Below are 16608 nucleotides of genomic sequence, written 5' to 3'. Positions count from 1 at the left end.
TTGTTTTCAAATTGACCGGTAGCGACTGTTGTTTTGCCATTTTACTTTTTCTTATTTGTAACCAATAGTTTCTTTAGTTTTGCGGGAGTCAGGGTCTCAGGATATTCTGAAAAGTTCAACCGCAAGGTACAACCTTCACGATAACGGCTACATCCGAAAGCGGTGTTACCTTTTATCAAATTACCTTGGCCACAAAGCGGACATTCGATCTGTTCAAATTTGCGGACGCTGGGAGTGCGAGGTTTGCGTGGCTTGTCTCCTCCCTTGCTTTTTGCCGGTTCTGAGTCGCCTCCTTTGTTCTTGCCTTTGCTTTCAACCTCAATCTGAATTTTAGATCGTGTGTTGTCACTTAGAACACTAATAACAATCTGATTTATAAGCGTTTTAAGTTCATTGATAAACTCAGTGGCAGAATATTCGCCACGTTCAATGCGTCGCAATTTATTTTCCCACAGGCCGGTAAGCTTGGCGCTTTTGAGTAGTTCCTCATTGATAGTCTCAATTAGCTCAATCCCGGCTTGCGAGGCCATTATTGACTTGCGGTTCCTATAAATGTATCTTCGCTTAAATAATGTTTCAATTATTGCCGCACGGGTAGATGGACGTCCAATACCATTTTCTTTCATGGCTTCACGTAATGTTTCATCATCTACCGTTTTACCGGCAGACTCCATTGCCCGCAAAAGGGTTCCTTCGGTATAATATTTTGGAGGTTGGGTTGTTTTCTGCTGCAATGCCGGTTCATGAGGGCCGCTCTCCCCTACTTTGAATTCAGGTAAAATTCTATCATCAGAAGTGTCATCTTTAGATTCTTCTGCAGGAGTGTCATCATACAGTTTCCGCCATCCGGCATCTTCGATCACTTTTCCGGTAGCCTTGAAGCCATGCTTTCCAACAGTAGCGCTTACAGTTGTACTGAGAAAACGACAATCGGGATAGAATGCAGCGATAAAGCGCAATGCGATCAGATGATAAAGCTGTCGCTCATTGCCGATCAGCACTGCCGGTGACTGACCTGTGGGGATTATGGCATGGTGATCCGTAACTTTTGAGTTGTCAAAGACTTTTTTACTCTTAGGCAGCTTTGATGTGAGCAATGATTCAGTCAATGCTGCATAAGGAGTCATGTTCCGTAGAATACCCGGAACTTTCGGGTATATGTCTTCAGAAAGGTATGTGGTGTCTACTCGCGGATAAGTAGTTACTTTCTTTTCATATAGAGACTGTATCAGTCGCAGAGTCTCGTCTGCCGTCCATCCCCATTTTTTATTACACTCAACCTGCAACGATGTCAGGTCAAAAAGTCTTGGAGGGGCTTCCCTACCCTTTTTCTCCTGTATGTCATTGATTACCAGCGGAGACTGACGTATTTCATCCAATGTTGCTGTTGCTTCGTCCGGAGAGTGAAAACGTCCGGCTGTGGCATTGAACGTAGCTCCGCGATACAAAGTTTTGAGTTCCCAGTAATCTTCCGGTTTGAAATTCTGAATTTCGAAATGGCGCTGGACAATCAGGGCCAGTGTAGGTGTCTGTACTCGTCCGATTGACAATACATTGCCCGGTGATGAATATTTCAAAGAATACAAACGTGTGCCGTTCATACCAAGCAGCCAGTCTCCGATTGCGCGTGAAAGGCCGGCATGATATAGATTATTGAATTCCGATTCCGGTTTCAGATGTGCAAAACCTTCGCGTATGGCATCATCGGTAAGTGATGAAATCCAAAGCCGCTTGACCGGACATTTGATCGATGCTTTCTGCATCACCCACCGCTGGATGAGCTCTCCTTCCTGCCCGGCATCACCGCAGTTGATCACTTCGTCAGCTTCGGCAATCAGATTTTCTATTACACGAAACTGGCGTTCTATACCGGAATCATTGATAACCTTGATCCCAAACCGAGCCGGGATCATGGGCAACATACCAAGAGACCATCTTTTCCATCTCTCTTCATAATCCCCCGGCTCTTTAAGGGTACACAGATGGCCGAAAGTCCAGGTCACTTTATAGTTTCCTCCTTCGTAATAACCCTCCTTGCGGGTATTGGCGCCGAGTATTGCGGCGATATCTTTTGCTACACTTGGTTTCTCAGTTATGCAGAGTATCATTTACGGTGCAACGATTTCTTCTTGACGGTGGTGGTTGACGGACCATGTACTGTCATGAAAAGAATCTGAATTTCAGAAGTGTTCTTGAGTGCCGGGAAGTCAATTTCCACAGGTATCTGCCCATTGTCCTCCCATTGGAAATAGCGCTGGAAATCCACTCCATCGATATCTGTTGAAGTCACAGCGGAACCGAGACATGTCAGACTTACTCCGTCAATACGGTTTGAAGTGTGGGGACGTCCTATCAGCTTGCCATATACACGTGTGAGATCCGAGCGGTAGTCAATGCTGTCCGCTTGGAACGACAATGTGCTATCAGACGCAGACTCATAGTCTTTGACTATTTTTGCCTCTGAACAAAAACTGATGGCAGCCATTATTGCCGCAGAAATAAAAAATCTTTTCATGATGAATGGTAGTGCAAATTTAGTGAGAATTATTTGTTCTGACAACCTTTGAGGTTTGATTAACTGCCCGTCAGATAAGTCTGAAGACAACTGATCGATGGGTTCACAGCTATGATTTTACCCTGAGGATTAATGAGATATGATGCAAATCCGTGATTCAGCCGATAGTCAGCTTCGAGGTTTTTCATTTTTGCATCAGTGATGTGAAACTGCGTACTGGCTTCCAGATTATCTTTCTTAACGACTTCTTTGAAAAACTTCGGATCTGAATCGGTATTGACCGAAAGGATAGTAAAAGGTTCGGTATATGTCTTGTTTCTGAAATAACGGTCATATTCGCCGGCTGCTATACGAGAGACTGCATTCTCGCTATCCCAGAAATTGACCAGCACATATTTTCCGCGCAATTGGCTCAGTGAGACTTCCACGGAATCATTGACAAGCATTTCTATTTCCGGGGCGGTATAGCCTTTTTCCGCCTTCATCACGCGTTCGGAATAGGCGGATATCAGCAAAACTATCGCTGCGAAGAAAGCTATGTAGCTAAAAATCTTTTTCATAAAAAAGAGTTTGAAAAGTCCTTATCTATAAAGACAATTCAAACTCTTAAAAGTTCTACCACTTAGAGGTTGTTTAAAAACAATAGTTAAAATCTGAACGAAAGTTTTGGGCGCCTATGACTCTTCGTCTCAGTCACATAGCTCGCTATGCTCCTCCTTCATTTGCATCAATTTATCTAAAAGATACACCACTCAGATTTTAACTATTGGTTTTAAACAACCTCTTAATATATATCCTTTCAGAACGGATAGCCTATGGCCAGATGGAAGGCCAGAGACTTTTTAAACGACTCCATATTGTAATAACCCCTCTTGCCGGTGTCATACGGGGCATGGATTCCAATTCCAAGATCACCTCGGATAACCAGCATCGAGATGTCAAAGCGCAGACCTACACCAGTTCCCAATGCAAGATCTTTAAAAAAAGTTTTGGCCCGCAATTGTCCGCCGGGGCGGGAAGGCTCATTTTTGAGAGTCCATACATTGCCTGCATCAAGGAATACCGCACCATGAAGCGGTCCAAGTATGGGAAAACGGTATTCAGTATTGGCGATGAAAGTAAACGTACCGGTCTGGTCAAAATAGCCGTTGATCTGATCTGCAGGCGCACGGTATGAGCCGGGACCAATCGAACGGACGGTGAATGCCCGTACCGAATTGGCTCCACCACAGTAGAATTGCTCGCTATAAGGCACCTGAGATGAATTGCCGTAGGCGTATGCGGCTCCAGAGCCAAGACGGCTGACAAGCCAGTGGTTTCCGCCAAGACGCCTTCCATATACTACCTGCGCATATCCTTTTACAAATTGGGAGAATGGCGTTCTGAAAAGTGTTTTCTCGCCCTTTTTGCCACATAGCTCATAGATTGACCAGAATACATTTCCGGCCTCCTGTAGCGTAAACTGCACGTTGATGGTATTCTTGCGCATAGTGCGGTCATACACAAAGCTATAGGACATCTGTGGTATGTATTGACTTTGGAAACTCAAAGCAATCGCCGGATTGGCATTCATTATCGAATCAAAAACCGGGGTTGTATGCTGCAACTTATTATATGTGAGTTTAAACAGCGTGAAAGTATTGGAGATATACTTGGACGACTGCCAGTCATAAGATAAGCCGGCATTGAACTGGCTGAGTTTGAAATAGTGCGGTCTGTTAAGCAGATCTGCGCCTAATGATATTTTAGTCCAGCTCAACTCTCTGCGTGATCGAGGAATGAATCTTGGCGCAAGCAAACGCGGGAACGCCAGCGTGGCATTCAGGCCTATCTCATAGGAATTGAACACTGAATTGTGTCTGCCCGATCCTGTCTGCCACTCGTATGCGCCGGTCAAAGAAACCGTCAGCAATTCACCGCCGCCGAAGAGATTGCGGTTTGTAAGACCCAATGTGACACCCGGTCCAAGATAAGAATTCGATTTTGAAGACACATTTGCTTCTACAGAGGCTTCGAGAGGCTTATCGTAGGTGCATTCAATTACGACATTGAGCAGATTGTCATTCTTTCGAAGTGTATCCGGGATGACATTTATGTTGATATTGTTGAATATGCCGAGCCGAGCCAGTCGGGTTTGTGTAGCATTCATCTGCCTTACGGAGAATGTGCGCCCTTCACGGAATGCGATGCATGATGGAATCAGCCCGTCTCGAAGCCTTGACGGGAGATAGCGGATCAGAGTTCCCTTGGCAGTTTCTGTAGTATCAGGTATCCCTCCTCCCCTATTCCTATATATATAGGTGGTGATATCTCCTGTCCGGTAACGGTTCAGTGCCATCGGCGGAAGATTGTCGGCAATGTCAAGTTTGAGCGCTATGTTGCCTTTGTTTATCGTACTGTCCGCAAGATACTGTATATAGTCCGGGCGAAAGAAATAATAGCCTCTGTTGCGGACAGCATTGGCTATGTCTACACGCAACGCTGCAAGAGAATCCGTTGAATAGCGAGAACCGAGCTGGAAATATTTCGACTTTCGAGCCACAGAATCAATAATATGATTCAACAATACAGTATCAGGCAATAATACTATGGAATCGATCATATATGGCCTGCCGGCCTCAATCTTGTAAAGTATCGAGGCCTTTTTCTTATTCCGTTTCTGAACAAGCTCATAAGAAGATGTCCCGGAGAAATAGCCATTATTGTCCAGGATCTGGTCAAGCATATGCACTCTGACTTCAGGGCGCACATCTGCCACCAGGACAGGTTCTGAAGCAAGTTTTTCATAAATCCAGTGCTTAAGCCCTTGGGGAGGATTCGGCCAATTATTGTAGACCCAAAGGCCAAGAGGGAACGGATACCGGACCGATGCTGATCCTAAAAGAGCGTTGTTCGGTTTCACAGAAACAGCCTCTGTTAGAGAAGACCGTACATCAGCCGGAAACTTCTGTTTGTCAGGAGTCTTGATTTCTACGCCCTTGAGTCCGGTGTAGAGTATATCATCCTTGCCAAGCCTCTTTGTTGTCGAGCAGCCTGACAGAAGCACGGATGCGATTGCCATTAAGATCAGTATTTTTTTCAAAGCCTGCTGTTTTTAGAGTTATTATACAAATACATCAATCCCGTCTGATACCGAAGAGTTCCCAAAGTGTGTTGAGTTTCTTTTTCAGTACAAATCCGACTCCGGTCTGTGTTATCTCACCTTCCAGAATACTTTCATATCCGGTATGCCGGAATATTTTAATATACATAGAGCCTGATTGATTAAGAAGATATTCAAACGAAATGTCGTTGATGAGATTTTGTGAAAAATTTTCATCTGCATCAGCATCCGTAGAGTAGTTTCCACCCACCACGATCTTGAATCTATCGTTAAAGAAAGATTTGCTGACACGATAGCTATACGATGTAGTGGTCGAAGTAGATCCGGAGTAAGTCTTGTCATACTGGTCAATGCCGAATGAGATATCAACCCCGCGAATGTTGTTGGCGGCCCACGAGTTCAGCTTGGATGTCAGGAATGAATATAGCTGATTGCCTGACAGATTGGCATTGCCCTTGGTCCCGGCTCCGGTGTAAACATTGTATAGCAGCATATTCATTGCCTGATTTGCTCTCTGCTCGGCAGACATCGAGGCAAGTTCGTTCTGAACTGTGATATCGTCATTTGTTGCCAAGTCGAAAGCCACGTCCATATTGTCAAGCGAATTGGTCACCGAAAGGATCACATCGAAATTTACCAGACGGGAATTCTGCCCGTCCTGAGTGACATTGGCTTTCATCACATCAACGGCATGAATATTTAGGATCGGATTCATCATATCGCCATTGAATGATATGTATGATCCCTCCTGGAATTCAAATTGCTTTTCGCTCATAAACGGAGGTGTATAGCGCACAAAACCATTGTTGATGTTTATGCGTCCTATCATTCTGTCCCCATTGAGTTCAGACATTGTGAACACAACGTCTCCTTCCGGCTGGATGTGCACTTTGTTGCTTCCGTTGGCTGACAAGTCTACGTTTATGGTAGATCCATGCTCCAGATGCAATGCGGCTTCAAGGTCCAATACCATTGTTTTGGCTACTACCGAATCAGCCATCACCATATTGGTAGTGTCATTAAACTGGATAAAATGCACCATATCCTCGCTACTCTGAGCAGAAAGCGTTTCTGTGGTTTCGGATAGTATATATGTAACATTGGTCTGAGGAAGCACACGGAGATCTGCATTGACCCGCAGAAAATTCATATTGCCTTTGACTGATGCATTGACATCAAGATATGCTTTGCCATAGACATCGGCTCCACGAGCTTTCTGGCTGTTGACAATCTGAATATTTGATGCTTTCATTGATAGGTTCAGACCAAGATTGGCTATATTTCTGGCATCAACAGATCCGTTGATCTTCAATGGATTCTTGTTGCATCCCATTATATCGAAATCATCAAAAGATATGATACCGCTGTCTACCGGAATTTTTTCGTCTGAGAAACCGAATGAAGTTCCAAGCATCTTTACCTTGACAGCAGTAGTATCGAAATTAATGAATCCATTGAATACTGGCTTGCTAAAGTCTCCGGTTATCTCCATTTCGCCGTTAAGCATTCCGCTGATTGTTGCCATTCCCTGCGGAATAAATGGATTGACCACTTTCAGCGGGAAGCGGATCATGCGGAAATCCAGAAGAAACGGTGTGCCGGATGTGGAGTCATTTAGCACACCCTGTGCAGTGATTGTCTTGACAGAGTCAACCATCAGACTGACATCGGCCATAAGTTTGCCATTCTTTGAATTGGCTACATCAACATCAAGATCAAATGTCCCGACTCTCTCTCTCCCGTAGAAAAGATCTTTGAGACCAATGAACCCTTTGCCGGTCAGCACATTATTGTCATAACGGAAGCGCATGTCTGCATTAAGATCTCCTTTGACCGGAGGCGCGAACGGATTGATCGAGAGCCAGTCCTGAAGGTGGATCTGCGAAATCTGAAGCACCAGGTCTTCCTGCGGGGCACCGGCACCATGACTATGGCTTGCCGAATCGACTCCGGCCGGAATCTCAGTGAACAGTTTTACAAAACTTTTTTCACCCATAAGTTCAAGATCTGCGTCAAGGTGCTTGTTGGCAAGATTGAAACTGATATAGTTGTCCTTATTGATAGTCCAGGGCTTATATGCGATAGTCGGTTTCAACGGCACGAACTTGACACTGACCACGCTGTCCTCCAAAATGGCGGATAAGCCAATGTTGAACCCTTTCTCGCCCTTGATATTTTTCTGATTCATGTAGGCCGTAAACCTGTTGACACCGGCAAAGCCATTCAGAGTCACATGTGCAAAATCATCGAAAGTGCCCGGTTTGTTATTTATGGCGGCTCTATAAATCAGATAATCACCATGCTGAATCGCATTTAATGAGATTGAGTCAAGACTGGTGCTACCGGTCATGAATCCATCAATAAGTGTGCTGAATGATATCACACTGTCATTGTGGATTCCTGCAGACAGATGGTCGAACTGTGTTTTTGCACTTTCCCGAATATAAGAAGACACAATATTGTCGCGTCCCATAGTCAAAGCCATATCCATACGAGGGAAAGCGGAGTGCAGCCTATTGACGTTGATGCGCATACTATCGACTTGCTGATTGATTTCATTCAGCCCGGCATTCAGTCCGTCTACAAATGAAAACAGTGATACCGGCGAATGAAGGCGTAGATCCATATCTCCGTTTACTATCCCTGCGTTCAGCAGCGAATCGGAAGAGTTGAGATCAACCGATATCGGCTTGGACAATACTATATCAAGGGCAGGGAGATTCCATGTCAGATGGGATACGTCAACCGTTGCATCAATAGCCTGTGTGGCCAGATTGAAATATCCTTTTGAGTTGAGATCAACAGAGCCTCTGTTGAGTGAATCAGATAATCCCAAAGCCATCAGGTCAAGATTCCTGACATCTGAATTCAGATCCCATAGAATTGTATCACGATCAAGCCGTGCGTCAAAACTGACGGTCGCATCAGCATTGTAGTTGGAACTTTCAAGCGTGCCGGTGGCCTTTCCGTTATGAAGCGATGCGTTTAATGCGATGTTCTTGTAAACAGCCTTGTTGTATTCTATCGCATCAATTTTCGCATTAGCGTCAACGAATGAACTCCTGTTCATCGGATTATAACCTTTGCCGTCCACGACAAACGTACCTGAAACTTTCCCTATCCCCAGTTCCGGCATGAATGCATCTACAGGGAATTCGCTGATATTAAGAGTCGCATCATATCCTTCTGAACGACCATTCCATTTGCCACTGCCGGCAAGATGCCCGCTGCCAGTAGCCAGATCAACATAGCCGGTGACACGCCCCGGATGATAATTGACAGTTCCGTTGATTCCGAGAGCAGGCACATTCTTTATCGGCAAAAAAGCGAACTGGCGGTCTGTGATTGTAGCAAGATTCCCTTTTATTGACAGTTCGCCGCCAATTTTTTCCGGGCTGAACGGATTGTCGATCTCTCCTTCAAGCGCCACATGGGCTAAGGGACTCATGCGCAGATCGAGATTATAGACATTCAATCGGCCCGAAGAGCCATCAATATCAGCCGAAAGCGATATCGGGGTCAATGGTTTAAGCATACCGGCCATATCAGGGAATGCCCCGGAGATTTCATGGGGATCTATACGAGCAGAAGCTTTAAGCATCAACGGTAGATTCCGGTCAGTCATCAGATCGCCCATTCCCATTTCCGCATCGAATCTGAGAGAAGATCTGAGTGTCTCGATAGAAAATCCGGACGCAGACATCAGATCCTGATTCATGGAAAAATTACCGTCGGCATGAATTTGCAAGCCACAGAATTCACTGGCGTCAAACTTTTTGAGCGGAACACGTATGGCGGCACCTTTATTGTAGAATGAATCAATTTCAATGGTAATGTCTGACACATCTATATATGATGGCGTGAATCCGGAAGCCGGTTTGGCTCCGCGCTGGGCATAAAGACCTCTTTTGGCTGTCAGTCTGATAGTGTCAGCTGAAATTGTCCACAATTCAGAAGTGGTTTCATCCTCTTCCTCTTCTTCGGATCCGGATATTGACGCTGTTGACTCAAGCAATGGATAAATATAAGTGGCAGATACGCTGTCAATTTTAAGGCTGCGGCCCAAAATAGTCTTCCGGGCCATATCTACAGAAGCATCCGAGAGTGACATCATATCTACATTGCACCCAAGAGAATCAATTGTCGGAAGCATCTCCATCGAGTAGCTCAGGTCACGAAGAGTTATAACGCCAGCTTTTATTTTCATCGGCTTGGATGATGCTGTGTCCTGAGGAGCGGATGTCGAATCCTGAAGAATCCGTAGTTTTACTCTTACACCCTCGATATCCGCACGTGAAAGGTTGATATCGCCTTGGTTCAAATTAATATCCGTGCCGTCAATGTCAACCTTTCGGATATTAGCCCGTAGCCACATGAGAGAATCGCTGTTGCCCAATTGATAGAAACTGTTGTCAAGCGAGGCTCCGGCTACTTCGATTTCTCCTTTTAAAAGGGGCATAAGCTTGACATTGACCGACATCCGACCTGAAGTCAGCATCGTATCACCATTGGCCTGGACCACGGTTGTGTTCTCGACCTTAAGACGCAAAGGGAAGCCAAGACGCAATTTGCCTATCTCGACTTTCATTCCTGTCGATTTTGCCACTTGTTCTGTTGCGATTCCGACTGCAAAATCCTGAACGAAGGGCACATAAAGCAAAACAGGCATAAGTATAAGCAACAAAACTATGCCTAATACCGTCCAAAGGAATGCTTTAAGAATTTTTTTACCAATCGTATGACTCAAGGCGCACTAAAATTAGAATGTTAAACGATATGCTATATAAACCACAAAAGTACTACAATTGTTTTAAAATTTCTTTAGAAAGTTAAAATGGCATTCGGTCATCGTTGAAAGTTACAGCCAAAAAGCAGTTCGGTCTCAAAAAATTGTATCACATTAATATTTTTTCGTTATTTTTGCAGAAATTATCTACAAATGAAAAATCTTATATTACGCGCTATAACCGGAGCTGTCTATGTAGCTCTCATTTGCTACTCAGTACTTGCAGGCGGATGGAATTATATAATCTTTTTCGCATTGATCACATTGCTGGCACTTCATGAGTTCTATAACCTTTGCAATTCATCTAATGGAGGAGAGAATATCACCACTCTCGTCATTGATATAGTCGGAGGCATCATACTTTGCATCGGGCTCGGATGTGTCAACATGTCATTGCTGTCACCCTTTACAACTGCTGTGCTTGGCGGAACGTTTTTCACCGTCTATCTCCTCTATTTGATTGTTCGCCTTGTAATGCAACTCTACAGTCAGGAAAACTCTCCGCTGACAAAACTGGCTTATTCTTATATGGGACAGATGTATATAGCATTGCCCGTGGGTATCATGTCTATGTTCTATACATTCCCAGACGGTAAATTTCTGCTGCTTGCCATGTTTATCATGATATGGCTGAATGACACCGGTGCATTCTGCGTTGGATCACTTTTTGGAAAGCATAGGCTGTTTCCACGAATATCGCCAAAAAAATCTTGGGAAGGATTTGCAGGAGGTGTGATATTCGCTATTGCCTCGGCTTTTATGTTCAAATACGCCTTTCCTCAATATTTCGAATCGGTTTCATTGGCCGGCCTTTGTGGACTTGGTGCTGTCGTGGGCGCTTTTGCCACTTGGGGAGATCTTGTTGAGTCTCTTATAAAACGTACTTTGGGTGTCAAGGATTCAGGCACTATTCTTCCCGGACATGGAGGTATACTTGACCGCATAGATTCTCTGCTTCTGGTGGTTCCGGCCAGTGTGCTTTATCTGACAGCTCTTATTTTATACTGCTGTTGATCACAGGGCTTGTCAAGCCCATTGCCTATGATTATATCATACATTAATTATTCATACTTACACTTATCCGAAATGAAAAAATTATTATGCCTTACTGCTTTAGGCATGGCCTTCATCTCCTCTTGCAATTCAGGCAAGGACACCAAGGCTGTGGCTGATACAAATGACGATGTCATTCTCCATGCATGGTCTTGGTCATTTGACACCATCGGCGCTAATATGAAAGATATTGCAGCTGCCGGATATACTTATGTGCAGACTTCACCGGCTAACACTTGTTTTGTTGGTGAAGACGGTGGTTTGGCTCTGTTCTCGGCCGACGGTGATTCAGTCAGGGGCAAATGGTATTATTACTATCAGCCTACAGATTGGAAAATCGGCAATTACCTTCTTGGCAACCGTGATCAGTTCAAGGCCATGATGGACAGCGCAAAAAAATACAATATAAAGGTTATTGTTGACGTACTGCCGAATCATACAGCTGTCGACCATACGGCAGTCCTGCCTGATCTTGACAACGCTGTTGGCGGTCATGACAAATTATTCCATGCAAACGGATTTAACGATATCCGTGATTATAATGACCGTTATGAGTGCACAACCGGAAAGATGGGCGGCCTGCCTGATGTGAACACCGAAAATCCGGATTTTCAGCATTACTACCTGACATATGTCAATGATCTTCTGAGCCTTGGAGTGAAGGGATTCCGTTATGACACCGCAAAACATATCGGCTTGCCGTCTGATCCTCTCGATTCGTTAGCCTCCCGAAATAATTTCTGGGATGTGGCAACCGGTAGAGAAAGCGTCAAAGGTCTTAAGCTGGCTGTTCCTGCCGACTCATTATTTATATATGGAGAGGTTCTTCAAGACAAGAATGTCAAAGAAAAGGAATATGCCGAGTACATGAATCTTACCGCCAGTGCTTATGGACATGCGCTGCGCACCGTCTTGGAGAAAGCTGATTTTGCCGCTGATTCACTGCTTTCCTGGCATCATCCGGCAGAAGGGAAAAAACTTGTCACATGGGTGGAATCACATGATACTTATGCTAATGAACATGAATCGGCCGGACTGACTGACCAACAGATCCGAATGGGATGGGTATTCCTTGCGTCCCGTCAGAATGGCACACCGTTGTTTTTCAGTCGTCCGGCTGGCAGCACACGCGAAAATTTCTGGGGTAATAACCGAGTTGGCGCCCGTGGAAATGATGAATTTAAACACCCCGAAGTGGTAGCTGCCAATAAATTCCGGAAGGACATGAGTGGAACTCCTGAAAAAGTCATTTCGACTGATAACGGAGCTGTAATTGAAGTCAGCCGCGGTTCTTCTGGCGTGGCTCTCATCAATATTTCGGGCCAAGAGCAAAATCTCAACGGGCTGGAGACAACCGTGCCTGACGGTGAATATCATGACCGGGTATATAATTCCATTTTTACTGTTAAGTCAGGCAAGATTAGCGGAACTCTGTCACCCTACACCTCATATATATTATATAACAATTAATTCCCTCTTTCACCTAATGGATCATAAGGCGTTGACACAAACCATGTTGACGCCTTATGAACTTTTTTATCACGCAAATTGTTACCAAGTAGTAAACATATTTTAAAAAATAATTGTAAATTTGTGCCATATACTCGCCTGTCAGGGCAAAATGGCCTATCATCTATACAGAACAACCCTATATTACTTATTTTAAATTATTTTGAAATGAATACTGACACTATCGGCTTAAACGCAGGATGCGTATGGGCTGCCCTTAACGAAGCGGATGCACTTGGGACCAAGCAGCTCAAGAAAATAGCAAAAATCAAAACAGAGAAGGACCTTTATGCCGCTCTTGGCTGGCTTGCACGCGAAGGCAAAGTAAATTTCCAGGAAAGCGAAGACGACAAGGAACTGATCGTTTCTCTTGTCCAGTAATAATTCGCTTTTTGCTATTGCCTTTTTAGTCTGTTCTTTCCCGTACTATTTCACTATAACGGGTATGCCATCTTCAACAAGCTGACATACCCGTAAATTTGACCATCCTAAAATTATTTTTACTTACAACTACCCGTCCTTCTGATGAATCCTCTGTTTTCTATTATCACCGTCACTTATAATGCAGCTGCGACATTACCTCCTACATTGAAAAGCGTCGGAGAACAGACTTGTCAGCTATACGAGTACCTGCTGATTGATGGCGCTTCGACAGATGAGAGCGTGAAACTCGCAGAAAAATCGGGAATCAGCAATATGACCATAAGTTCGGAGCCAGACCGAGGTCTATATGATGCAATGAACAAAGGGCTTGGACTGGCTCAAGGTGATTATGTGATATTTCTTAATGCCGGAGACTCCTTTCACTCCAAAGATACTCTTCAGGAAATAGCTGATGCGGTTATGGACAATGATTATCCCGGAATAGTCTATGGCCAGACTCAGATCGTTGATGCTGCCCGCAAGCGGATCGGTGACCGTCATCTTATAGCTCCATCTGTACTTACGCTCGACAGTTTCAGAGATGGCATGGTTGTATGCCATCAGGCTTTCGTTGTGCTTCGGAAACTGGTTGACAACTATGATACGCGCTATAAATATTCTTCGGATTTTGAATGGTGTATCCGCTGTCTGCAGAGGTCTCATCGAAATCAATATATTGACGACATACTGATTGACTATCTGTCAGAAGGTGTTACCACATCGCATCATAAAGCCTCATTGGTGGAACGTTTCAGAATAATGAGCCATTATTATGGCCTTATTTCTACTGTCTGCCGTCACATAAAATTCCTTATCCGAAGTCTGAAACGTAAAATATCAAAATAATCAGCGGTCTTTTGAATAGTAATTGATCGAGCCCATTATTTGAGCTTATCCGGATTTTTTGCAATAAAGTCTTTCCAGGATTTGGGCGCATTTGTTTTTGCCGGGCGACTCGATTCATAGAAATGGCATAAAGCTGCGCCCAATGCGTCTGTCGCATCAAGTTCTATGTCAAGTTGCTCGTCTGATATCCTCAGTATCCGTCTCAGCATTTCACGAACCTGCTCCTTGCTTGCCGCTCCATTGCCGGTTATGGCCATTTTGATTTTTCGCGGTTCATATTCCGTAATAGGTATGTCACGTGAGAGCGCGGCAGCGATAGCCACTCCCTGAGCTCGGCCAAGCTTGAGCATGGATTGAACATTTTTACCGAAAAACGGAGCTTCGATAGCCATTTCATCCGGTAGAAACTGTTCGACAAGTCCTAATACTCGCTGATGGATGTGAAGCAGGCGCAGATAATGGCTGTCATACTTGTTGAGTTTCACCACTCCCAATGCAATCAACTCAGGATTCTTGCCTTTGATGCCGAGAATTCCGTAACCCATGATATTGGTTCCCGGATCAATACCTATTATGACCTTGTCATGCTGCATTCTTGTCAAAGAGGCTGTTCGTCCATGTATGTTGAAAAGAAAAGAGCCTTTTCTCCGAATTTTGTATGTAGAGACTGTCGCAGAGCAGCCCCATGCCCGTCATGCCATGTAACTGCATCTTCAATAGATTCAGTCTTGAAACTAACCGCAAAACTCGAACAATCTTCCTGAACTTCGATCAGGATGCGTGAGAAACCGGGTTCTGATAATATCCCGGAGGCTAAGGCTGACGGCACATATTCATCTCTCACCCATTTGCAAAAATTGTTTTCAATGCTACGTTCTACGTGAAATGTGGTATTAATTATAATCATATTTTCAATTGGATTCAGATTTATTCGAGATAACAATTGCGGGATCCACCCTGCGGTTTGCCAGATATCCAAGCGCGACTGTCGATAAAGCGGCAAGGGCGAATGCTAAAATTTTATTCTCAATGCCAAAAAATTGCGGTGACACAAACACGAAACATGTTACAATAAAAGTCATGGCTAACGCAGGTATCAATGCCACCCAGTAATTACGTTTTTTACGGGCAAGCCAGATGTAGATCGCCCATAAGACCACAGCTGCCAATGTCTGATTGGCCCATGCAAAATATCGCCATACAATGTCGAAGTTTATAAGGGTAATGCCATAGCCGACCACAAACAGAGGAATACACACTGCAAAGCGTTTCAATATGGGCCGCTGGTCAATTTTGAATATATCGGCTACAATCAGCCTTGCACCTCTGAAAGCAGTGTCGCCTGATGTGATCGGAGCAGCCACAACTCCAAGCAGCGCCAACACAGCTCCGACTTTGCCTAAAGTGGTATGAGATATGACATCTACCGCCCATGCCGCATTTCCGCCATGTTCGGCAAGCTGTTCTCCAAGCCCCGTCGAGCCATGAAAGAAGGCCATTGCGATAGCAGCCCAGATCAGGGCTATCACGCTTTCAGAAATCATAGAGCCATAAAAAACCGAGCGGCATTTTTTCTCATTGGTTATACATCTTGCCATCAGCGGAGACTGAGTGGCATGAAATCCGGATATGGCACCGCATGCAATGGTTATGAAAAGAGTAGGAATTATAGGCAGTTTATCAGGGTTTAACTGAAAATTGTGAAGTGTGGTTAGTTCCGGAATTGCATATGAGCCAGATAGCAGCACAACCAACAGACCGGCAGCCATAGCAATAAGCGCGATGCCGAATATCGGATATACTTTGCCTATCACCTTGTCAACCGGCAGCATTGTGGCCAGCACATAATAGGTAAGGATTATCCAGACCCAGATGTTTTTGGCGACAGACGGCACCATTGATGCCAGTAATTCCGCCGGACTCAGAATAAAAACGGCTCCGACCAACACCATCAGTGCTATCGAGAATACTCGTACTACAGAGCGGGTGGTGATACCCATGTATATGCCTATGATCTCAGGCAGACTGCGCCCGTCATGGCGCATGATCATCACGCCTGAAAGAAAATCATGCATAGCGCCAAAGAATATGCCTCCGAGCGTGATCCATAGAAATGCAACCGGACCGAAACATGCGCCAAGAATGGCGCCGAAAATAGGTCCGGTGCCGGCAATGTTCAGCAATTGAATCAAAAATACGCGCCATCTGGGCAATTTTATGTAGTCAACTCCGTCTTCACAACGATCCACCGGAGTTGGGCGCTCAGAGTCTATATCTGCGAGTCTCTCAAGATATCGGCCATAGGTAAAATAGGCTGCTATCAGTAACGCAAGACAAGTCAAAAATGTTATCATGGTTTATGTGTGCTTAATT

General features: G+C 44.7%; 12 protein-coding genes. 4 read left to right on the top strand and 8 right to left on the bottom strand.

Features of this window, described 5'->3' with window-relative positions; all coding sequences use genetic code 11:
- Window positions 1–41: 41 nt before the first annotated feature.
- The 5 genes from FDZ78_RS14005 to FDZ78_RS13985 form a co-directional block, all read right to left on the bottom strand.
- Entirely contained in the window at window positions 42–2108 is a 2067-nt protein-coding gene (locus FDZ78_RS14005) for a DNA topoisomerase 3 (protein WP_107031423.1), read from the bottom strand.
- Window positions 2105–2515 carry a hypothetical protein gene (locus FDZ78_RS14000; protein WP_124075598.1) on the bottom strand — a complete coding sequence of 137 codons (411 nt, stop codon included), beginning with the start codon at window positions 2513–2515 and terminating at the stop codon, window positions 2105–2107. The genes FDZ78_RS14005 and FDZ78_RS14000 overlap by 4 nt, the downstream gene beginning before the upstream one ends.
- 59 nt (window positions 2516–2574) lie before the next feature.
- Window positions 2575–3075 (bottom strand): thioredoxin-like domain-containing protein, encoded by a 501-nt coding sequence (locus tag FDZ78_RS13995; protein ID WP_107031425.1) that lies wholly within the window; start codon window positions 3073–3075, stop codon window positions 2575–2577.
- Between the two features lie 239 nt (window positions 3076–3314).
- A complete protein-coding gene (locus tag FDZ78_RS13990) occupies window positions 3315–5576 on the bottom strand; it encodes a BamA/TamA family outer membrane protein (RefSeq protein WP_136408805.1) in 2262 nt (753 codons plus the stop codon).
- A 55-nt stretch (window positions 5577–5631) separates the two neighbouring features.
- The gene (locus FDZ78_RS13985; RefSeq protein ID WP_136408804.1) at window positions 5632–10287 is read right to left on the bottom strand and encodes a translocation/assembly module TamB domain-containing protein; all 4656 of its coding nucleotides are present in this window, start codon (window positions 10285–10287) and stop codon (window positions 5632–5634) included.
- Between the two features lie 270 nt (window positions 10288–10557).
- On the opposite strand from FDZ78_RS13985, the gene FDZ78_RS13980 reads away from it, so the two are divergent.
- From FDZ78_RS13980 to FDZ78_RS13965, 4 genes are all read left to right on the top strand, one after another.
- On the top strand, window positions 10558–11418 hold the full coding sequence (locus tag FDZ78_RS13980; protein ID WP_107031428.1) for a phosphatidate cytidylyltransferase: 861 nt from the start codon (window positions 10558–10560) through the stop codon (window positions 11416–11418).
- A 72-nt stretch (window positions 11419–11490) separates the two neighbouring features.
- A complete protein-coding gene (locus tag FDZ78_RS13975; protein ID WP_240740294.1) occupies window positions 11491–12927 on the top strand; it encodes an alpha-amylase family glycosyl hydrolase in 1437 nt (478 codons plus the stop codon).
- 207 nt (window positions 12928–13134) lie between these two features.
- The gene (locus tag FDZ78_RS13970; protein ID WP_136408803.1) at window positions 13135–13347 is read left to right on the top strand and encodes a winged helix-turn-helix domain-containing protein; all 213 of its coding nucleotides are present in this window, start codon (window positions 13135–13137) and stop codon (window positions 13345–13347) included.
- A 144-nt stretch (window positions 13348–13491) separates the two neighbouring features.
- On the top strand, window positions 13492–14235 hold the full coding sequence (locus FDZ78_RS13965) for a glycosyltransferase family 2 protein (protein WP_136408802.1): 744 nt from the start codon (window positions 13492–13494) through the stop codon (window positions 14233–14235).
- Between the two features lie 35 nt (window positions 14236–14270).
- On the opposite strand, the gene ruvC is transcribed toward FDZ78_RS13965, so the two are convergent.
- The 3 genes from ruvC to FDZ78_RS13950 are packed head-to-tail and all read right to left on the bottom strand — an operon-like array spanning window position 14271 to window position 16589.
- The gene (gene ruvC / locus FDZ78_RS13960) at window positions 14271–14828 is read right to left on the bottom strand and encodes a crossover junction endodeoxyribonuclease RuvC (RefSeq protein WP_136408801.1); all 558 of its coding nucleotides are present in this window, start codon (window positions 14826–14828) and stop codon (window positions 14271–14273) included.
- Window positions 14829–14833: 5 nt separating this feature from the next.
- Window positions 14834–15142: a DUF4286 family protein gene (locus FDZ78_RS14990; RefSeq protein ID WP_107031433.1), complete on the bottom strand. Its 309-nt coding sequence runs from the start codon at window positions 15140–15142 to the stop codon at window positions 14834–14836.
- Window positions 15143–15146: 4 nt separating this feature from the next.
- On the bottom strand, window positions 15147–16589 hold the full coding sequence (locus FDZ78_RS13950) for a carbon starvation protein A (protein WP_136408800.1): 1443 nt from the start codon (window positions 16587–16589) through the stop codon (window positions 15147–15149).
- Window positions 16590–16608 lie beyond the last annotated feature (19 nt).

This window comes from Duncaniella sp. B8 (assembly GCF_005304985.1).
Lineage (GTDB): Bacteria > Bacteroidota > Bacteroidia > Bacteroidales > Muribaculaceae > Duncaniella > Duncaniella muris.
This window is presented reverse-complemented; position numbering and strand designations above follow the sequence as displayed.